The sequence below is a fragment of the Gemmatimonadota bacterium genome (assembly GCA_016712265.1).
Lineage (GTDB): Bacteria > Gemmatimonadota > Gemmatimonadetes > Gemmatimonadales > Gemmatimonadaceae > RBC101.
Genome location: JADJRJ010000030.1, coordinates 1234834 through 1254451, shown reverse-complemented (window position 1 = coordinate 1254451; position 19618 = coordinate 1234834). Strand labels below are relative to the sequence as shown.

The following is a 19618-nucleotide window of genomic DNA, read 5'->3' as shown; positions in this document are numbered from 1 at the left end:
TCCGTGAGATGAGCCTGGAAGCCGCAATGTGGCCGCGGGAGTCAGTCAGCGCCGTCCGGAAATCGGCGGAAACGCGTCAGTGTTTCGCGAGGTGCGCGAGCCGCAAGTGTAAGGGCCGTAACGTGTTGGATCAGCGGATCACGCCGGGCGTATCGTCTCGTGACACCGCCCGCGATTAGAGCGGGAACCAGTAGCTGAACTTGAGGAGGAAGGTGTTGTCCGTGGGCGCCCGCCACAGCTCCGCAAAGTCGCGGCGGGCGGAAAAATCCCCGCGCACCAGTTCGCTGCGCTGCCGACGTTGCCAGACGAGGAACATCGTCGAACCCGGACGATACTCCCAGCGGAACACGGCGTTCCCGATCAGCGATCGCACATTGAAGTCCTGCTCGGCCACCGTGAAGTCAGTCACCCCGTCGCCGTCGAAGTCGAATAGCCGCTGATCCGCGCCGTCCGCGCAGGTGCGGCCCCCGCGACACGTGGCTCCCCCTGCGACCAGGGGAGGGGCACCTTCGGCGAACGTCTCGAAGTCGAACGACAGGGGCGAGAGCAGCTGCTTGTAGTTGGAGTAGTCTCCCGAGGAGAGGAGGGGCTGTGCGAAGAGCTGAAACGACGCCGTGGGAGAGAAGGCCGCGTTGAGCCGGGTCTGGAAGCTCAGCTCGCGCCGCGCCACTTCACCAAAGAGGTAGCGGCGGTCAAAGGTCGGGGCGAAGGGCAGGGCTGTACTGGTCGCCACATATTGTGCACCGATGGTGGATCGTTGGTACCGGGGTTCAACGTCCAGCTCAATACGCGCGTTCGGTCGCCAGCCGATCCCCAGGCTCACGCTGGCTTCGCTGCCGACGCCCATCGCCCCGGTCTCGAGGTTGATCCCTGGACGGAGGTTGAGCGCCTTGCGACGATCGGTATTCAACGAGAGCCGTCCCTCGATCGAGCGCGGGTTCAGCATCAGTGGCCCGCCACGGGTCCCGCTGCGGTCCACCAGTTCCGGTCGATAGGAGACATTGCTTTCGACGCGCCAGAAGTTGAGGAACTCGACGTTCCCCTGCACGCTCACCGACCCGCCGACGTGGGCCCGTCCCCATGCACCGGGTGAAAAACGCCCGGCCACGGCGTCGTGGCTCCAGTTGTGGAAGGTGCTGACGTTGACGTTGTAGGAGCGGAGCACCCGGTTGGGAACGATCTCGCGATACGAAATTCGCACGCCGCCGTCCAGCACTTCCTGGCGCGTGCTGAAGCCGACATCGTTGATCTCGAATCCGGGCGAGACTTGCGCCGCCCACGCCGAGCCGGTCCAGTGCCGCCCGCGACGCTTGTCGAGCGTCATGCGCCAGTCGAATCCGGACATGCTGGTTGCCGTGGAGTCCACCCCGAGCATCCGCGCGTCCGGCCGCTGGAAGAAGTGGTTGCTGGCGCGCTGGATGCGCAGCAGGGCGACCGAGTCCCCTCGCACATGACTGCCGGAGAAATATCCGAAGAACGCCCACTCGCGGTTCATCCACTGGTGCTCCCAATCGATGCCGCCGTTCACCGCGCTCGTCGGGAGGAATCGAAAGGTGCCATCCTCCGGGAGGTCGCGTCGCAGTGCCGTCCCGATGGCACCGATCGTGGACGCGCCACCATTGAAATCCTGTCGCACCCGGAGCACGCCAAAGCCGGCCCGCGGCTCCACGAGGTAGCTCTGCGTCGGCACGGAGTCGCCGAGGAACGCACGGGCATCGGCATCCTCGGTGATGGCCGCCAGGGCACCGATCGACATCCCGCGTTGGGTGCGCCCGGTCAGCTTGGCTGCGCCGAGAATATTCGTGGCGGACGGTACGTCGGAAAACAGGGTTCCACTCGGCGCACTCCCGCGCGGCGATCGACCAAGTCGGCGCGAATAGTACAGGCGGTTGCGTCCGCCAGAGAGCGTGAAGTCAAAGATCTTGGCGTCCTCGACGAAGAACGGCCGCCGCTCCTCGAAGAATTGCTCGAAGGCGGTGAGGTTGATGATGGCCGGATCCGCCTCGACCTGCCCGAAGTCCGGATTGATGGTCGCATCGAGCGTGAACTGTCCGCCGAGGCCCAATCGCACGTCAAGTCCACCGCGCGACCCGTTATCGCGGCCAGTCTTGAAGGGGTTCCCCGCCTCCGCGGTTCCGCGAAAGACCGAGCCTAACGCGTACGGACGGAGCTCCAGGCGCCGCGCACTGCGTGCCACGACCTGGGTCAGCGTCGCAAACTGGGAGACGATGCCGCGCTGCAACCGCGACACCAGCTGGAAATGCGATTCCTCGTTGGTGCGTACGCGCCGCCGAACGAAGTTCACGCCCCACGCTTGCGGGGTCTCGCTGGCACGAAAGCGCAACTGGGACAGGGGAATGCGCAGTTCCGCCACCCAGCCCAGCGAGTCCACGGTGACGGCGGATCCCCAGACGGCATCCCAGGCACGGTCGCGCTCGTTGTCATCAAAGACGTACTCGTCGCGCTGCACATTCGCCGCACTCACGCGAAAGAGAAAGCCGGTGCGACGATCATTGTTGGAGTCGAAACCAACCTCGAAGTAGTCGGCTTGCGAGTCCTGGTCACGCCGCACGACCTGGCGAGCGATGGTGCCCGGCTCCCGGTCGTACAAACGTGCCGCGACCCAGACGGACGTCTCGTCCAGGAGGACGCGCACCTCGGTGCGCTCACTCGCGGCAACGCCTTCGACTGGTTCCCGGTTGGTGAACGCCGTGGCCATCTCGGCGTTGGCCCAGGCCGCCTCGTCGATACGACCGTCCAGCGTGAGCGCGGCCGCGGTTGAGGCCCGCAAGGACCGGCGGCTCCCCGATGCCGTGGAGTCCTGCGCTGACACGACCGTGGTGAACAGCCCTCCGCACAGTGCGAGGCGGGCGAAGCGGGAGAGGAAGCATGAGGAGGGCACAATTCGGCATTACGCGCAACGCACCTCAAGCGTTCACCCGACGCTGGCCTACCTTCGGCGCTGTCCCTTCATGACCAGCCGCTCCGCCACCCCGGGCCGCGACGCCTCCTCGACGCGCCCCTCCCTGACCGCATGATAGAGGTCGCGATCTCCCAGCTCCGCGATCAGGCGGTCATCGAGATGGCCGTACATCAGGTCAGAGCGCTCGAAACGATAGTAGCGCGCATGCGCCTCGAAGTGGCGATTGGGGATTCCGTACGCCAGGAATGCCGAATACTTGGGACCATCGACCGGGGTCCCGGTATGGAGCACGCGAGGGTCAAAGATGACCGCGTCACCTGCTCCAGCGGGGATCCAGGCCGCTCCCGGAACGTCCGGGACCTTGCCGGTGACCAGGCGCCGCACGTGGCTCCAGATCCCCGCCTTGCGCTCCACCGCCTTGCGCGCCGCGCGTGCCCGTGGATCGCCGGGTCGGTGAGTGCCGGGGACGAGGCCCAGCCGGAAGCCACCTCCAGATGACTGGAGGTACATCCCGACCCGCACGAGTCGATACGGGGCGTCAGACTCATCCCAGTCGGGTCCCACACCCAGCGCTCGGGCGACCGAATCGCGATGCCAGTTGAATGAGGAGAATCCGACGTGCAGGTCGGTGTGCTGGAGGAAGCGGATGTTGGCGCCGAGCAGCCCACGGACCGTGGCGAGCAGGGTTGGGTGAAAGATGAGGGGCCAGAACTCGGCGTGGCGGGACACGCCATCGGGAACGGTCCAACCACGCGCTGCCGGGGGATCGGTGCGACGCCTTCCCGAGCGCGCTTCCAGCAACCGGAGGTAGTGCTCCACCTCGTCGGGGGCGAGCAACCCTCGGACTACGGTGAAGCCGTCACGATCGAACGCGGCGCGGGCCTCGGCCGTGACCGCGGGGGCGCTGTCCGTGAAGGGGGACGCGGGCATCGGGAACCTCCTACGCGGTCGCGGCCAGGTCAGGGGAGACGTCTTCGAGCACGAAAGATCGACGCAGTCGGGCCATCGGGGCACGTTCGCTCTCGTAGACGCGCTTGACGCCATCGCCAAGTGCGGCTTCGACCGAGCGAATGTATTTCACCATGCGATCGAATCCGCCCGGTTCCACCGATGCCGCGTGATCGCTGCCCCACATGGATCGATCCAGCGTGAGGTGGCGTTCGACGACCGAGGCGCCGAGTGCGACGGCGGCGACCGTGGTCGGGATGCCGACCTCGTGTCCCGAGTAGCCAATCGGATCCGGGAAACGGTGCCGCAGGGCAGGAATCATGCGCAAGTTCAACTCATCGAGCGCGCACGGATACGCACTGGTGGCATGCACCAGCACCAGCGGGCGGGGACGCAACAAGGCGACGGCGGCGTCGATCTGTCCCATGGTGGACATGCCTGTTGACACGATCAGTGGTCGACCCGTGGCGCGTAGGCGACGGAGCAGGGGGCCGTCGGTGATGGCGGCGGAGTGCACCTTGTAGGCTGGGGGGTCGAACGCTTCGATGAAGTCCACCGATGGCTCATCCCAACAGGAGGCCAACCACGCGATGCCGCGCTCCCGGCAATACCGGTCGATGGCTTCATAGGCGTCGCGGTCGAACTCGACCTTGTGGCGGTACTCGAGATACGAGATGTAGCCCCACGGCGTTTGGCGCATCTGCCCGGCCTGTTCAGCCGTGACGCAGCGTTCCGGGGTGCGCTTCTGGAACTTGACGGCGTTGCACCCGGCGGCGATGGCGGCATCAATGAGTTGGAACGCCAGGTCGAGCTGTCCATTGTGATTGATGCCGATTTCCGCGATCACAAAGCACGGTTGATCATCGCCGACGAGCTGCGGGCCGATGTGTACGGTGCGAGCAGGAACGGTCCTCATTGACGGGCCTCCAGAAGTGTGTCACAGAGTTCGCGAACGGCGCCGGCGCCGCCCGGGTGCGCGAGGATCCAGTCCGCGTGCGGCAGGACCGCCGGGTGTGCGTCCGCGGGCACCACCGCCAGCCCGGCCATCGCGAGGCACGCGGCGTCGTTGCTGTCGTTGCCGACGAAGAGCACATGGTCCAGGGATACGCCGCGCGCCGTCGCGAGATCCCGCAGCGCAGCGCCCTTGTCGGCCAGTCCCTGCTGGCACGGAATGTCCAACTTGCGACAGCGGGCAGTGACCACGGGGTGCGTCTCGGTGGACAACACGACGACCGGGATGCCTGCCTGTCGCAACATGGCCAGCCCCAGCCCGTCCGCCCGCGAACACCGGACGGTCTCGACGCCATCCGGGCCCACCCACACCGTGTTGTCGGTCATCACGCCATCGAAGTCGAGCACGACCAGCTGAACGTCGACGAGCTGTGCGCGCGGCGGGCGCGGCCGGACGATCACGTCCGCGAGGCGCCTCGCCACCACTTCGGCGTGCGCCCAGTCGTCCGGCGTGTCGATGTCCACGGCAAAACGCCGCTCGACCTCCAACGGGATAATGCAATGCCCGGTCAACGATCCCTGCTCAATGGTGCGACGGCGGATGACGTCGAGGTGCCCGGTCTGCCACCAGGTGGGCGGGAGGGCCTGGCGCGGCATGTTCCACGCCTCGCGCCCTTCGTGTGGCACGAGCGGGACGAGCCGGCCGTCCGCCATGCGCCACATCTTGTATGGGTTCTCCCCCGAGGGGGTCACGACCCGCAAGGAGTCGGCATGTGGGGCGGCGTGCAGCGCCGCAATCGCTTCGTCGATGAGGCCACGAGGGCGCACGGGAGAGGTAGGCCGAACCTGGACGACCAGGTCGGGCTGGTACCCTTCTTCCGAGGCGAGCCAGGCCATGGCGTGATGCACCACGGGAAAGTCCGGGGTGTCGTCCGCGGCGAGCGCCGCGGGCCGGAGGAATGGCGCCTCGGCACCGTGCGCAAGGGCCGTCGCGCGGAGCGCCGGGTCGTCCGTGGAGACCATCACACGATCCACCGCGGACGCGTCCCGTGCCGCAGCGATGCTCCAGGCGAGGAGCGGATGCCCGAGAAAGCTCCGCTCGTTCTTGCGCGGGATCGACTTGGACCCGCCGCGTGCCGGGATGAGGGCGAGCACCCGCGTCACCACGCGGTCCAGCCTCCGTCAATGACCAAGCATGCACCAGTCATGTAGGACGCGCCGGGGGAGAGCAGGAACCGGAGGGCACGGCCGTACTCGTCACGATCCGCCATCCGGCCGAGCGGCGTGCGCCAGGCATAACGGAGGACAAACCCGTCGTCGTGTCCGGCCCAGACGCCACCCGGAGCCAGCGCGTTCACCCGAACGCCGAGTGGGCCGCAATAGGCGGCGAGATATCGCGTCAGGCCAAGGAGCCCCGCCTTCGTGACCGGGTAACTCGGTGGCTTGAACCCGCGCGTCCCCGTGGCGTCTTCGTACAGCCGTTGATCCGGGGCGACGAGTCCATAGGTCGACGCAATGTTGACGATGGTACCGCACTGTTCGATCAGGTGCGGCATCGCAGCCTGGGCCAGGAGGAACGGCGCGGTGAGGTTCACCGCAAGCGCATGCTGCCATGCGTCGAGCGGGAAGTCGGTGAAGCTGTGCGTGTGGGTCGCTGCGCTCTCGGGATCGAACTTCGGGTCGATGGCGGCCGCATTCACCACGGCATCAATCCTCCCGAACTCGTCCCGGGCGGCGGTCACCAGGCGGCGGATCTCCGTGGGGTTCGCGAGGTCGACGGGCACGGCCACCGCGCGCGCACCGGGCGCCGTCGTCGCCACCGTGGTCGCGCGTTCCCCATCCCGATCCGCGACGACCACGTGGGCGCCGGCAGCACTCAACTCGTGCGCCCACGATGACCCCAGCAGTCCGGCTCCGCCGGTGAGGATTACGACGCGGTCGGTGATCTCGAATCCCTGCGTGGAGGCGGCCTCACGCATCGACCACGCGCCCCCACGCGGAGGAGCGCATGGCGGCCACGCAGATCCGCACCGCCGCGAGGCCGTCGTCCATCGTGCACGCCGGCGTCGCCTCTCCGGCGACGCACTCCGCAAAGTGCCGAAGCTCCGCGCGAAACAGGTCATTGCGCTGGAAACCCGGCGCGACGCCGGCTTCCAGGACCTCGCCGTCCGGGCCGGTGCGTCGCGCCACGCCGGTGCGGGCATCCCAAGTGAGCGTGCCGTCAAGGCCAACGATGCGCAGCGTGTGCTCGGCAGGCCGCTGCGCGTAGTCAAGGGTCACGGCGGCGAGCACCCCCGAGGCAAACCGCAGCGTCAGGTGGGCCACATCCTCGACGTCCAGCGTGTACGGCGTGGATTGCGAGACCATCGCGGACACTTCCGTCACCTCGCCCAGCAGCCAGCGGAGGTAGTCGATGGGGTGCGACAGGGTGAGGACCGCGCCGCCGCCAAGGGCCCGGCGCGCGCTGTACCCGGTCAGGTGATCCTCACCGGGATGCCACCCCGGCAGGTACTCGCCCCAGGTGACCTGCGCGTGTACGGGCGTTCCGATCGCCCCCTGCCGGATCCAATCCCGCATGACCTGCAACGACGGGTGGTGACGAAAGTGATAGCCGACCAGCGCGACGACTCCCGCGTGCGCCGCGGCACGGCACGCTGCGACGGCGGCGGCCACATCGTGGGCGAGTGGCTTCTCGACCAGGAGGTGATACCCCGCGGACGCCGCACGCACCGCGACCTCGCTGTGCAACGCCGTGGGGTTGGCGATGATGATCGCATCCGGGGCAAAGACATCGACCGCATCCCAGGTGGTGAGCGACGGCACACCGACGAGGGGACCGGTGGTACCACGGTAGGTGCGAAGGGCGGCCGCCTCGATGCCTAACTCGGCAAGGTTGCGGAGATGCCGCTGGCCAATCGACCCGGCACCCACGACGACAACACGTCGCAGCGTGGCCGGGCGACGCTCGGGGCGCGCGTAGGGAAGGGCGGGGGCAGACACGACCTCGCGAACTTGGGCGACGCACACCGGAATGTGAGGGACGTCATCACCCTGTGACCGAACGTGAACGCGCGGATGCCTTGTCGTGACCGAGCGCAGACGGTCTCGATGCCAGACTATGTCGTTAGGTCGCCAGGGACGAAGCTGGAGTGCCGGCCAGGATGTGGCGACAGACATCGGCGATGCGCGCGGCGGATGTCCCACCGTTTTGCCAGGGCTGCACGCGTCGCAGGCGGTCGAGGTCGAGGTCGGCATGCACCTCCTTTCCGAGCGCGAGCGCCACGAACACGACCGACGAGTAGCGCGTGACCAGCGCGTCACAGTTCGCGATCATGTGGTCCGTGGGACCGTCGGCGAGAATCATGGCGTGGGGGGCCAGGCGTGCGATCTCACGCGTCGCGCGGTCCACGCGTTCGTTGGGGTGCAACTTGAACAAGACCGGTCGGCCTGCCGCAACCTGCAACACGCGGCGGATGTACGCCGGCCGGTCTTCATACTTCAGCGTCTCGCGCAAGCATGAGGTGGCGCCGAGGACGTAGCCGCGGTGCGGAAAGTCGTTCTGACGCAGGGCGTCCGCGTTGTCAAAGTTCGGGATGCCGGTGACCACGAGCCCGTCCGGGCGCACGCCTTTGCGGATGAAGTCGTCGCGGTACCCCTCGGACGCCACACAGAAGGCCCGATAGGCGTGCGAGAACCCGGTCATGGAGGTGTTCGCGAGGTACCGGGGGAGCCGGAGCGCACGCACGAGATGGTAGATCCATCGTTCCGGGTCCATCATCCCTTCCTGAACGACCACGATGGGCGTGTCACGAATGTTGCGCGGGACCACCAGGTCGGACGACGTCACGACGAGGTCGTACCCGCCGCGTCGGCCCGCGTAATCCACATTGAGGCCGTGCGCGGCAAAGTACGCTTCCGACCTGCGCCGGGCCTGCCCGCCGAGCACCGTGAAGTCGAGGATCCCGGCCGCGGCGGCAGCCTGCTCGATCCCGCTGGCATAATGCGCCGTGAACCAGGGATCGCAATCGCCGAAGGCCTTGGCCACCTGGTGCATCTGGGTTGTCTGGTTCATCGAGCCTCCAATGAACAGCACCCGCGGCGCGCGCAGGGAGGTGGGCCGGACCAGGGCAGGGAAACCGGTGGCGAGCGTTGGCATGACAATGGAAGGTGAAGGCAGACGACACAAATAGGACGTTGCGTGGCCGCTTGGCATGGGTGCGACCGCGCCGTGACACAACTGCACCGCATTGGAGTGCGGCTCGTGACGAAGTGGTGCCGGCCGCAGCGGATGCGCGGAGTGGGAGCCTGCGGCCACCCGTCGCCAGCTCGTTGCTGCACCCGCACCGGATCGTGACGGCATCTTTATTGAAGGCGCAGAGCTTGGGACCCGTGCTCGCGCCCCATGCGTCGTGACCCTTCCCCTGTCGGCCGCTGGCCGGGCTACCCCATCCTGGCGGGAGCGCGTGCGGCACCTCGGTCGCGCGATACCAGAGGAACTGAACTTCCTCCTCACGAATCGCGTCCCGCGTCGCCTGATCACCCGCGCTGCGGGGTGGTACGCGGGGATCAGGTCACGCGCGCTCACGCGCGTGTCGGTGTCGGTCTGGCAGCACTTCGGGGGCTCCCTGCACCTCGAGGAGGCCGTGCCCCGCGAGTATCTCACGCTGCGCGACGTGTTTACGCGCCAGCTTAAGCCCGGTGCACGTCCCATCGATGTGGCACCCCAGGTGCGCGTCAGCCCCTGTGACGGCGAGGTGATGGCGTGCGGCCGGATCGACGCAGGTACGCTCGTGCAAGCCAAGGGGCTGCACTACCGATTGGACGAGCTGGTGGGTGACCCGAAGCTCGCGGCGCATCACCACGATGGGACCTTCGTCACGCTCCGGCTCCGCTCGACGTTCTACCACCGATTTCACGCGCCATGCGATGCCACGCTGGAGGTCGTGCGTGTCATTGCCGGCGATACGTGGAACGTCAACCCAATCACGGTACGTCGCCTCGAGAATCTCTACTGTCGCAACGCCCGGGCGATCCTGACCCTCCGTTCCACGCACGCGCCTGACGAACGCCTCACCCTGGTCGCGGTGGCGGCGATCCTGGTCTCGGATGTGCGCCTGACGCATCTCGGTGGCGCGCGACCGAGCGGCGAGCCGTTGCGCCACCCCATCTCAGTACACCGCGGCGACGAACTGGGCTGGTTCGAGAACGGCTCGACCATCGTCGTGCTCGCCAGCCCCGGACTCCTCCCCGCCCCTGCGGTGCGCGAAGGCGCGCTGATCCGGGTCGGGGAGCCGCTGCTCCTGCAAGCCGATACGCCTGCCCCTCACTCCAGCGCCCACGTCCATGACCATGCCTGAAACGCTTTCCGCCACCGGTGCGACGTCGTCCTTCTGGGAGGAACTCCGCGTGCAGCGATGGGACGACCATCGCTACTATCACCAGAGCCGCGTGAATCAGGCCCTGCACCTGCTGAGCGCCTGTTGTTTCCTCGCATCCTACGTGCTGGCGTTCACCGAGCCGGCACTGGCCGCCATGGTGGGGTGGTTACTCGCCATGACCCTCCGTCAGGCCGGTCACTTCTTCTTCGAGCCACGTGGATATGACCATGTCAATCGCGCGACCTTCGAGCACAAGGAGGAGATCAAGGTCGGATACAACCTGCAGCGAAAGGTCATCCTCCTGACGATCTGGGCCGCCATCCCGGTGGTGGTCTGGCTCGACCCATCGGTCATGGGCCTGCTCAGCCCCGCCGATGGCCTGGGGGGGATGGTGCGAACCGTTGGGCTCCTGTGGTTCTGGCTGGGCGTGGCGGGGCTGCTCGCGCGAACACTCTATCTGGTGGCTGCCCGGAGCCCCCGGACCGGTTTCTCCTGGATGACGAAGATCCTGACCGATCCGTTCCACGACATCGGGCTGTACTACAAGGCTCCAGCTGCCCTGCTCAGGGGCGAGTGGATCGACCCGATGGGGCACGTCCAAGAGCCGCGCGGACCAACGCCCGCGTAACGCTGCGGGAAATCCCCTTCGCGGTGACTGCGTCGTCACGCCAGAACCAGCCGTCCTCCTTCATGCGCACCGTCGCCGCCGTGAAGCGCTCGATGATCTCCTCCACGTCGGCGTCGGTGAGGTCGTGAGGGAAGATGAGGCGACCGGTGCCGATCCAGCTCAACGCAAGTCCGGCCCGGCGCAGGTAGTACTGCAACATCCAGTGGTACCGGCCGGGCGCCGTGAAGGTTGTGCTCCACACCGACACCATGGGGACCATGCGCACCGGGACGTCCGCGGCGGTGAGGCGATCGTTAAGGCGTTGCGCGCGCCCGTGCCACGTCGCCTCCAGCGTGTGGTAGTGTGCCCGGACCTCCGCACGATCGATGTGGCGAAGGAACTCATTCATCGTCGCCATCACATACGGGTGCGCATTGAAGGTGCCGCGCGCCAGGCACACGTCGGCGGGGCGGTCCTCGCGGTAGCGTCGCATCAACCCGCGGCGCCCACACAGCACGCCCACCGGGAGCCCCCCGCCCAGGCTCTTGCCATAGGTCACCAGGTCCGCCGCCACGCCGAAGTATTCCTGGACGCCGCCGCGTGCCAGGCGGAATCCCAGCATGACTTCATCCAGAATCAGTACGATGCCGCGCGCGGTGCAGACGTCGCGTAGTTGGCGCAGCCAGGTGGCGTACCCCTCGCGATCAAGGCCACCCGTCCGTACGCCGGTCAACAGGGCGGCGTCGGTAGGAGGTGCGGCGTTCGGGTGCATCGCCTGGATGGGATTCACCAGCACGCACGCCACGTCATCGGCGGCGCGAAGAAAACGCAGCGTAGCCTCCGACTGTTCGGCCAGGGTGTAGACCTCATGCGGGGGGCGCGGGTTGCCCACGCCGGCCTGTACTCCATCCCACCAGCCATGGTACGCCCCGGAGAAGCGCACGATGTGAGATCGCCGGGTGTGGTAGCGCGCGAGCCGTACGGCCTGCATCACGGCCTCTGTGCCCGACATGTGGAAGGACACTTCATCCAGGCCAGAGACAGCCTGCAGTCTCCGCACGTTGTCCTCAACTATTGGATGCAAGGGGCCGAGGACCAGTCCGAGGCCCTCGGCGCGTTCCACCCCCCGGCGTATCGCCTGGCGGTAGAAGTCAACGCCGAAGAGGCTCACGCCGTAGGACCCGCCGAGGTCCCAGGTCAGGTTGCCGTCGAGGTCGCGCAGTTTGCCGCCTTCCGTCGCGACCGCCATGGTGCCGACGGGGAGCGCCGTGCGCACGAGGTCGCGGAAGGGGAAGGGCACGCGATATCGGTCGACGAAGTCGGCGTCGGAGAGGCCGCGTTGCACGCGCGCACTCGCCGCGAGGGTGCGAGGGGCGCGCTCACGTGCGGTGCCTCCCAACTCGGCCAAGGCAGCCTTCCGCCGTTCCATAATGCCGGATGGAGCGCCATCGAGACCGAGGATCTCCCCGGCGCCGTATTGAAAGCCTGGAGCGAGCTTCGCCAATCGCTGCGCCCAGCGCGGGTGTCCGGCGAGCCCCGCGTGCTTCGCACGGCTGAGGAGTCCGCGCAGCCACAGGCGACGCGCGAAGTTCCAGCGTCTCCACGCCGAGGGCGGCGATCTCCCCTGCCACTCCTCCACCGGGTCATCCTGAAAATCGGCGGGTTGGGCGAGCTCGATGTCGGGCAGCTGCGCGAAAAGAATCATGACCGCACCGGGAGACGGGCGCGGTCATGGTAATGCCCTGCAGGGGGGTGTCGCGCAGCTGTCTTCGAGTCTAGACCGAATCGAGACGATCCGGGGCTGTCTGGGAGCGGACGCGAATACGCGGCCGCTCCCGCACAGGACTCACTTCTTTTCGGGGAGCTTGAGCGCCATCAAGGACGTGTTGGCCCCCGCGCCCATGGCGAAGACGATGTACTGCTTGCCGTTGTGCATGAACGTCATCGGCACGGCCGTGGTCTTCTCGGGGAGCTTCACGGCGCCGACTTCCTTGCCGGTCGCCTTGTCCACGGCGTAGAGCGACGGCGTCTCGTCGGGCGCTCCCCCACTGCGTCCCTGGCCATAGATCAACAGCGACTTGGTGGTGATGATCTGCGCCTGCCCACGCGAGTTGCCCGGCGGGAGCGTGACACCGGCAAAGAGCGGCGAGTTGCTGGTGACCTTTGGCGCACGGCCGTTCGGGATCCACCAGGCCTTGTCGCCCGTGTTCATGTTGTACGCGGTGATCCCGCCCATCTGCTTCGACTTGAGGATCGATACGCCGCCGATCTGGTTGGGGATGCCGCCGCGTCCCTCGAAGCCGCCGCCACGATTGGTGGGCGGCGTGTACCCCGGGGGCGGCGGAAGGGCGCCCGGCAATCCGCAGTTGTCCCGGGGCGAGCTGTACCGGAACTCGGAGCAGGGGTCCTTCTGCAGCGCGATGGTGCTCAGGCCGATCAGCGAGGCCACGTAGATGTGCCCGGTCTCCGGGTCGACCGCCGCACCGCCGTCGATGTTCACGCCACCGCTTGCCCCTGGTGCGTACCACGCGCACTTGTATTGGGGCGAGTCCACCGAACCGCCCGGGATGTAGTACGGGCCCATGCGGCAGCGCTTGGCGATCTTGAGGGCGGAGTCCTTGATGGCCGGCGTGAAGTCGATGACGTCGCTTTCGAGCAACCCCTGCTGCGCGTACGGGGCCGGCTTCGAGGGGATCGGCTGCGTCGCGGCCGTCTGCTCGCCCGGGACGTCGCTCTGGAGCACCGGCGTCTCTGGCATCGGCCAGATCGGCTCGCCCGTCGCGCGATCAAAGGTGTACAGCCACCCCTGCTTGGTGCTCTGCGTGATGATCTTTCGCGGACGACCGTCCACGGTCACGTCCATGAGGTTCGGGGCCATCGGCGTGTCGTAGTCCCAGATGTCGTGGTGCACCATCTGGAAGTGCCACTTCCGCTTGCCGGTCTTGACGTCGAGCGCGATCAGCGAGTTTCCATACAGGTTGTCGCCGGGGCGGTGTCCGCCGTATTCGTCCATCAACGGCATGCCCACCGGGATGTAAGCCAGGCCGAGTTCCGGATCCGCGGAGTAGGTCGCCCACGCATCATTCTTCCCGACCCCTTCGGTGCCGATCTTCGAGCCATTCTTCCACGTCTCCGCGCCAAACTCTCCCGGCTGCGGCACGAGGTTGAAGCGCCACATCTGTCGACCGGTGCGGATATCGAAGCCGCGGATGTACCCGGGGATGTTGCGCACCTTGATGGGGTAGTAGCCATGGATCGACGAGTTGCCGACCACGATGACGTCGTTCACGATGATGGCCGGCGACGACGCGGCGATCTGGCCGAGCTTCGGATCGATCCCGACGGTGCCATCCGCGCCGGTCTTCGTCACCGGGTTCCACGTTTCGCCGGGCTTCGCCTGCCGATAGGGGGCGGCGTCCGAGATGATAAACGAGCCGGAGTCGTCCACCGCCAGCGGGACGAGGGGAAGGCCGAGGCCGTCCATGAGGTCCACCACGCCATTCTTGCCGAACTTCGGGTCCGGGATGCCGGTCTTGGCGTCGAGGGAGACCATGTGGTAGCCCGGCGTCACGACGATGATGCGCTCGTTAGGCCCGTCCGTCCAGTAGGAGGGACCACGTCCGGCGAACTGGCGTGGCGCCTTTTGCCAGCGGATCCCTTCGTTGAGCCGGTGCATCCATAACGTCTCACCCGTGGCCGGATCGATGGCCGCCGTGATGCGGCGCGTGGTGGCGACGGTGAACAGCCGTCCGTTGGCGTACAACGGGGTCGTGCGATAGTACTCGTCGCTGCCGAACGCCCCGGCGTTCCACTGCCAGGCCTTGGTCAGGCTGCCAAAGTTGCTCGCGTTGATCTGGTCGAGCGGCGAGTATCGCGTGCTCCAGGCATCCGCGCCCCAGAAGCGCCACTCGCCGGGGACATTGCCCCGCACCGTGGCCTTGCCTTGAACGGCGTCGAGTGGAGAGAAGCGGCCGAGGACGGCGGCAGTGGCCGCGAGGGCGACGGTGCCAGCCGTGAAGGCTGCACGTCGGAGCGAAAAGACCGGAGGCGCCATGAGGAATCCTTCGACTCGTGGGTGTACAAACCCCCGGCCGGCGGTGCTGGGCGGGGGACAGGGAGCTTAGGCGACTAATGTAGCTCCGGCGCCGGACGCGGTAAGGGCGCCGGGGTGTCGTGCCTAGCGTCGAGGGTCGCGGGCGGAGGCGGTCCGGGGTGGCGCATGGAAGCGCTCGCGGGCCGCGCGCGCGTGCGGACGGAGGGCCGTGAGCCCCGCGGCCGGAACCTCGAACTTGATCGTGGCGAGTGAGTCGGCCGTGGTCGCGAGGGGGACGGCGCCGGCCGGCAGGCCGTTCAACTGCAGCACGTAGGCGGTCACCGCGGCGTACTGCTCGTTGCTCAGCGCCCCGGGTTCGCTCTCCGGCATCGTCTCCTTCAGGAAGGTGAAGAAATCCGAGAGCATCTTCCCGACCCAGTCGGCCTTGAAATCCGCGCTGGTGAGGTCCGCGTTGGTGTGGCAGCTCTGGCACTGACCAAGGAAGACATCCTTCCCCTTGGCCGCCTGCTCCTCGGTGAAGACGCCGGTCAGCGTCGACCGCAGCGAGTCCTGGGCAGGAGGGGTGAGCGAATCCGGCGGGGTCTGTGCTCCAAGCTGCGGAGCGCGGCTGACCAGCGTGAGGACGAACAGGAACGATGCGACGCGCATGAGGGAGGCGTGACGAGGACGGCACAATCTAGCGGGCGGGACACAGGTACCCCAGCGGGGGGCAAAGGTGGCCCCTGTGGCGGGCGTCTTCTATATATACGCGCCCCGTACGCTTCCCTCCGCAGCTCCCCCCCCATGTCGTCGTCGCGGTCCGCACCGCCCCCCATCCGCGTCGCCATTGTTGGTGGCGGCTGCGCGTCGTTGACGGCCGCGTGGGAACTGACTCGGCCGGAGCAGCAGGGACGCTACGCCGTCACGGTCTTCCAGCAAGGCTGGCGCCTGGGCGGCAAGGGGGCATCGGGACGCGGGCCATCAGACCGTATCGAGGAGCACGGACTGCACCTCTGGATGGGCTTCTACGAAAACGCGTTCGGGATGATGCGCGCCTGTTACCGGGAGCGCGCGGCGGATCCGGCCACGACGCGCCTCGCGACGTTCGAGGAGGCCTTCGCGCCGGCGCCCCTCGTCGGCGTGGCCGATCGCACGCCTAACGATTCCGCGGGGTGGGAAAGCTGGCTCGCCGCCTTCCCCGCAGGCCGTGGGCTCCCCGGCGACCCGTTGGAGCAGGGGACGCCATTCTCGGTGATTGCCTACCTGCGCCAGTCGGTGATGCTGGTCCGCGCACTGCTGCGGGCGGCGCACGCCGCTGAGGAGCGCGAAGCGATGAGCGCGGGCGGCATCGCCGACCTGGTCGCGCGGGCGGTGCGGTATGGCGAGCTCGCCGCAGTGACCGCACTGTTCGAGGCCGCCGACGCGTTGCGCCATGCGATGGACGCCTGGGTGCCAGGTCCAGCCAAGCAGGGTGCAACCGTCTTGCTGCAATTGCTGGACGTGCTCGCCATGGCGGCGCGTGGCCACCTCCAGCGGCTCGCGGAGGCGGACACGGAGATGCGTCGCGTGTGGCAGGTGATTGACCTGATCCTGGCCGCCGTGCGCGGCTCGGTCATGCACGGGCTCGCGGCGGATCCGCGCGGCTTTGACGCGATCAACGACTGGGACTGGCGCGAGTGGTTGCGGTTGCATGGCGCGTCCGATGCGTCACTCGACTCGGGCTTCATGCGTGGGATCTATGATCTCGCGTTCGCGTACGAAGACGGCGATGTCACGCGCCCGCGGCTCGCCGCCGGCGTCGCGCTCCGTGGGGCGATGCGCATGTTCTTCACCTATCGGGGCTCGCTGTTCTGGCGGATGAATGCGGGGATGGGGGACGTGGTGTTCGCCCCGCTGTACCAGGTGCTCAAGGCCCGCGGGGTGCGCTTCGAGTTCTTCCATCGGCTCACGAACGTTGGACTAGCCGAGGACGGGGCCTCCGTGGAAACCCTGGCGTTTGACGTGCAGGCACGCGTGCGGGGCACGGGCCGGCCGGAGTATGCGCCACTCGTCCAGGTCCGGCAGGTGCCGTGTTGGCCGAGTGAGCCCAACTATACGCAGCTGGTGGACGGCGATCGGTTGCGACGTGAAGGGCGCCGGTTTGAGTCGCACTGGGACCGGCGCGGCGAGGGCACGCGCAGCCTGCGCGTGGGAGACGACTTCGATTTTGTGGTGCTCGGGGTCAGTGTGTCGGCCCTGCCGCAGGTCGCGCCGGCGTTGATCGCGGCGTCCACGCGGTGGCGTGACATGATCCAGCACGTGAAGACCGTTCCGACCCAGGCGTTGCAGCTGTGGATGTCCACCCACGTGAAGGGGCTGGGGTGGCCGCATCCCGGTGAGGTCAATCTCTCCGGGTTCGTCGAGCCGTTCGACACCTGGGCCGACATGACGCACTTGATCCCGGAAGAGGGCTTTTCCGCGCGTGTGAAGTCGGTGGCGTACTTCTGCAGCGTCCTGCCGGATCGGCCGGACGCGGAGCAGGGTGATGAGGACTTTCCCATGAAGCGACGCGCGTTCGTCCGTGACAACGCGGTGACGTTCATCGAGCGTGACTTGCCCATCCTGTGGCCACGGTTGCGCGATGCCAAGGGGCGAGTGCGCTGGGAATGGTTGGTGCCAGGCGACGGGGCTCCGCGACGCACCTCCGATGCGATTGACGGCCAGTACTGGACGGCGAACGTGAACCCGACCGATCGGTATGTCCTATCGCTGCCGGGCTCGCCGCGCTATCGTCTCTCTCCGTTGGACGCCACGTTCGATAACCTGACGATCGCCGGCGACTGGACGGCGACCGGTCTCGACTCCGGGTGCATTGAGTCGGCGGTCATCTCCGGACGGCTCGCCTCGCACGCCCTCTCGCAGTTCCCTCCGCTCGCCGACATTGTCGGCTACGACCATCCCTGACGCATGGCCTCCAAGGCAAAGCCTAAAGATAGAGTGAAGCGCGAGACCCTGGAACGCGACCGGCCGTTGCGGCAGGGTGCCGCCGCGGCCGCGATGTTCGGTGACCAGGTGACCCGTCGCGTGGAGCAGCTGCTTGACGGCGGGCTGAAGACGGCGCGCCTGGTGGTGGAAGCCGCGGCCGAGCCCGTGCTCGGTGCCGCGGAACGCGGCGTGCACACCGCGTACACTGTGCTGGATGAATACCTCGCCCGCGGCAAGGAGGCCGCGAAGCGATACCAAGTGCCTTCACCGGGGACACCGGACATGAACGACAATCGGCAGGGGAATGGTGCGTGGGGCGCGTTCGGACCAATGGGCCCGATGATGGCGCAGGCCGCGGGCCCGTGGATGCAGGTCGCCCGGATGTGGACGGACAGCATGGCGCAGTTTGTCCCCGGCGGCCAGCAAGCGGTCAACCAGTGGATGGCCATGTGGCCCGGCATGACGGGGCCCACCGGTGCCGCCGCCGGGGCCCGTGCCGCAGTGCGCGTCGCCTCGACGCGCCCAACCACCGTCCAGGTGTCCCTCGCACCGGACGCGGAATACATGACCCTGTCGACCGCCCTCGCGTCGGCCGCGGGGGAAGCGCTTGGTGGCGTCACGATCTCCGCGACGGACGGTCGCGTCCTGGTGTCGGTGACGGTGGCCGACACGCAGGCCGTCGGGACGTATCGCGGGGCCATCGTTGATGGTGGTGGCAACCCGCGCGGAGAACTGACGGTCGACATCGCCGCCGCCTGACGCATGATCGCCACCGCGCGCGCCACGGACAGCGCCTTGGTGCCGTCGGTCCTGCGCGAATACGGCGAGTCCACGCGGCGGCTGCTCTTTCAGTACCTGCCGACGGCGGAGCCTCGCCGCTACCTCTACGACCTGCTCGCCGACTATCCGCGGCGTGGAGGGCGTGCGTTCCGGCCGAGCCTCTGCATCGCCACCGCGCGGGCATTCGGTGGGTCGCCGGACATGGCGTTGCGCACCGCGGTCTCCATCGAGCTCGTCCACAACGCCATGCTCATCCACGATGACATCGAGGATGAAAGCGACGAGCGCCGCGGGCGTCCGACGATGCACAAGGAGCACGGCGTTCCGATCTCGATCAACGTCGGCGACATGCTCTCCATGCTCGCCATGCGCCCCCTCCTCGACAACCAGCACCTCCTCGGCGGTGACCTCGCGTTGCGGATTGTCGAGGAGACGGAGCGGATGGGGCGCGAATCCGCCGAGGGACAGGCGATGGAGTTGGGGTGGCGCCGGGACAACCCGGTCGATGTCACCGAGCAGGACTACCTGGAGATGGTCCTCAAGAAGACCTGCTGGCTGGCCACGATCCACCCCAGCCGCGTGGGAGCACTGATCGGCACGCGTGGGGCGATCGATGCTGAGCCGTTCATTCGCTTCGGTTTCCTCGTGGGGGCGGCGTTCCAGATCCAGGATGACCTGCTCAACCTGGTTGGGGATCCGACGTCCTACGGCAAGGAACTCGGCGGCGACATCCGCGAGGGCAAGCGGACGTTGATGTTGATCCAGTTGTTCGCGCGCGCGACGGCGGACGAACGCGCGCGACTCCATGCCTTCCTCGGCCAGCCCCGGGCAGACCGAACGGACCCGGATGTGGCGTGGGTCAGGGAGCGGATGGACGCGTACGGGTGCATCGACGACGCCCGGGAGGTGGCCCATGGGTTGGCTGGTGCTGCGACCCACGAATTCACGCGCATCTACGGTGCGCTTCCGGACTCACGCGACAAGGCGTTCATCGAAGCCTTGCCGCGCTGGGTCCTGTCCCGTTCCTGACGGAG

15 protein-coding genes are annotated in these 19618 nt (G+C 67.5%); 5 read left to right on the top strand and 10 right to left on the bottom strand.

All coding sequences use genetic code 11. The features are described 5' to 3' along the window. Nucleotides 1-175: 175 nt before the first annotated feature. From IPK85_20905 to IPK85_20875, 7 genes are all read right to left on the bottom strand, one after another. Complete coding sequence (locus IPK85_20905; protein MBK8249826.1) at nucleotides 176-2902, bottom strand: carbohydrate binding family 9 domain-containing protein; 2727 nt, start codon at nucleotides 2900-2902, stop codon at nucleotides 176-178. A gap of 48 nt (nucleotides 2903-2950) precedes the next feature. After that, a complete protein-coding gene (locus IPK85_20900; protein ID MBK8249825.1) occupies nucleotides 2951-3853 on the bottom strand; it encodes a phytanoyl-CoA dioxygenase family protein in 903 nt (300 codons plus the stop codon). 10 nt (nucleotides 3854-3863) lie between these two features. Further along, nucleotides 3864-4787 (bottom strand): N-acetylneuraminate synthase family protein, encoded by a 924-nt coding sequence (locus IPK85_20895; protein ID MBK8249824.1) that lies wholly within the window; start codon nucleotides 4785-4787, stop codon nucleotides 3864-3866. Further along, nucleotides 4784-5986: an acylneuraminate cytidylyltransferase gene (locus IPK85_20890; protein ID MBK8249823.1), complete on the bottom strand. Its 1203-nt coding sequence runs from the start codon at nucleotides 5984-5986 to the stop codon at nucleotides 4784-4786. Before IPK85_20890 ends, IPK85_20895 begins: the two co-directional genes overlap by 4 nt. Next, the gene (locus tag IPK85_20885; GenBank protein MBK8249822.1) at nucleotides 5983-6801 is read right to left on the bottom strand and encodes an SDR family oxidoreductase; all 819 of its coding nucleotides are present in this window, start codon (nucleotides 6799-6801) and stop codon (nucleotides 5983-5985) included. Before IPK85_20885 ends, IPK85_20890 begins: the two co-directional genes overlap by 4 nt. Further along, nucleotides 6794-7822 carry a Gfo/Idh/MocA family oxidoreductase gene (locus IPK85_20880; protein MBK8249821.1) on the bottom strand — a complete coding sequence of 343 codons (1029 nt, stop codon included), beginning with the start codon at nucleotides 7820-7822 and terminating at the stop codon, nucleotides 6794-6796. The genes IPK85_20885 and IPK85_20880 overlap by 8 nt, the downstream gene beginning before the upstream one ends. A 124-nt stretch (nucleotides 7823-7946) precedes the next feature. Further along, a complete protein-coding gene (locus IPK85_20875; protein ID MBK8249820.1) occupies nucleotides 7947-8978 on the bottom strand; it encodes a hypothetical protein in 1032 nt (343 codons plus the stop codon). A 307-nt stretch (nucleotides 8979-9285) separates the two neighbouring features. Here IPK85_20875 and psd point away from each other — a divergent pair, with 307 nt between their 5' ends. Together psd and IPK85_20865 are read left to right on the top strand one after the other, a co-directional pair. Further along, complete coding sequence (gene psd / locus IPK85_20870; GenBank protein ID MBK8249819.1) at nucleotides 9286-10179, top strand: phosphatidylserine decarboxylase; 894 nt, start codon at nucleotides 9286-9288, stop codon at nucleotides 10177-10179. Next, nucleotides 10172-10828, top strand: coding sequence for a hypothetical protein (locus IPK85_20865; protein ID MBK8249818.1), 657 nt, complete (start codon nucleotides 10172-10174; stop codon nucleotides 10826-10828). The genes psd and IPK85_20865 overlap by 8 nt, the downstream gene beginning before the upstream one ends. On the opposite strand, the gene IPK85_20860 is transcribed toward IPK85_20865, so the two are convergent. From IPK85_20860 to IPK85_20850, 3 genes are all read right to left on the bottom strand, one after another. Next, entirely contained in the window at nucleotides 10764-12512 is a 1749-nt protein-coding gene (locus IPK85_20860) for an aminotransferase class III-fold pyridoxal phosphate-dependent enzyme (protein ID MBK8249817.1), read from the bottom strand. The two genes, IPK85_20865 and IPK85_20860, sit on opposite strands and share 65 nt — an antisense overlap. Nucleotides 12513-12653: 141 nt before the next feature. Beyond that, nucleotides 12654-14861 (bottom strand): PQQ-binding-like beta-propeller repeat protein, encoded by a 2208-nt coding sequence (locus IPK85_20855; GenBank protein ID MBK8249816.1) that lies wholly within the window; start codon nucleotides 14859-14861, stop codon nucleotides 12654-12656. A gap of 123 nt (nucleotides 14862-14984) precedes the next feature. After that, entirely contained in the window at nucleotides 14985-15509 is a 525-nt protein-coding gene (locus tag IPK85_20850) for a c-type cytochrome (GenBank protein ID MBK8249815.1), read from the bottom strand. Between the two features lie 135 nt (nucleotides 15510-15644). Between IPK85_20850 and IPK85_20845 the strand changes: the two genes are divergently transcribed. The 3 genes from IPK85_20845 to IPK85_20835 are packed head-to-tail and all read left to right on the top strand — an operon-like array spanning nucleotide 15645 to nucleotide 19613. Next, nucleotides 15645-17783 carry an NAD(P)-binding protein gene (locus IPK85_20845; GenBank protein MBK8249814.1) on the top strand — a complete coding sequence of 713 codons (2139 nt, stop codon included), beginning with the start codon at nucleotides 15645-15647 and terminating at the stop codon, nucleotides 17781-17783. Between the two features lie 3 nt (nucleotides 17784-17786). Beyond that, on the top strand, nucleotides 17787-18563 hold the full coding sequence (locus IPK85_20840) for a hypothetical protein (GenBank protein MBK8249813.1): 777 nt from the start codon (nucleotides 17787-17789) through the stop codon (nucleotides 18561-18563). A 3-nt stretch (nucleotides 18564-18566) separates the two neighbouring features. After that, nucleotides 18567-19613 carry a polyprenyl synthetase family protein gene (locus IPK85_20835; GenBank protein ID MBK8249812.1) on the top strand — a complete coding sequence of 349 codons (1047 nt, stop codon included), beginning with the start codon at nucleotides 18567-18569 and terminating at the stop codon, nucleotides 19611-19613. The last annotated feature ends 5 nt before the right edge of the window (nucleotides 19614-19618 follow it).

Bases quoted from the DNA above. Each gene is read 5' to 3' on its own strand.
- IPK85_20895 (MBK8249824.1), bottom strand. From the start codon at position 4,787: ATGAGGACCGTTCCTGCTCGCACCGTACACATCGGCCCGCAGCTCGTC.
- IPK85_20840 (MBK8249813.1), top strand. From the start codon at position 17,787: ATGGCCTCCAAGGCAAAGCCTAAAGATAGAGTGAAGCGCGAGACCCTG.
- IPK85_20860 (MBK8249817.1), bottom strand. From the start codon at position 12,512: ATGATTCTTTTCGCGCAGCTGCCCGACATCGAGCTCGCCCAACCCGCC.
- IPK85_20855 (MBK8249816.1), bottom strand. From the start codon at position 14,861: ATGGCGCCTCCGGTCTTTTCGCTCCGACGTGCAGCCTTCACGGCTGGC.
- IPK85_20885 (MBK8249822.1), bottom strand. From the start codon at position 6,801: ATGCGTGAGGCCGCCTCCACGCAGGGATTCGAGATCACCGACCGCGTC.
- IPK85_20835 (MBK8249812.1), top strand. From the start codon at position 18,567: ATGATCGCCACCGCGCGCGCCACGGACAGCGCCTTGGTGCCGTCGGTC.
- IPK85_20850 (MBK8249815.1), bottom strand. From the start codon at position 15,509: ATGCGCGTCGCATCGTTCCTGTTCGTCCTCACGCTGGTCAGCCGCGCT.
- IPK85_20900 (MBK8249825.1), bottom strand. From the start codon at position 3,853: ATGCCCGCGTCCCCCTTCACGGACAGCGCCCCCGCGGTCACGGCCGAG.
- IPK85_20875 (MBK8249820.1), bottom strand. From the start codon at position 8,978: ATGCCAACGCTCGCCACCGGTTTCCCTGCCCTGGTCCGGCCCACCTCC.
- IPK85_20865 (MBK8249818.1), top strand. From the start codon at position 10,172: ATGCCTGAAACGCTTTCCGCCACCGGTGCGACGTCGTCCTTCTGGGAG.
- IPK85_20845 (MBK8249814.1), top strand. From the start codon at position 15,645: ATGTCGTCGTCGCGGTCCGCACCGCCCCCCATCCGCGTCGCCATTGTT.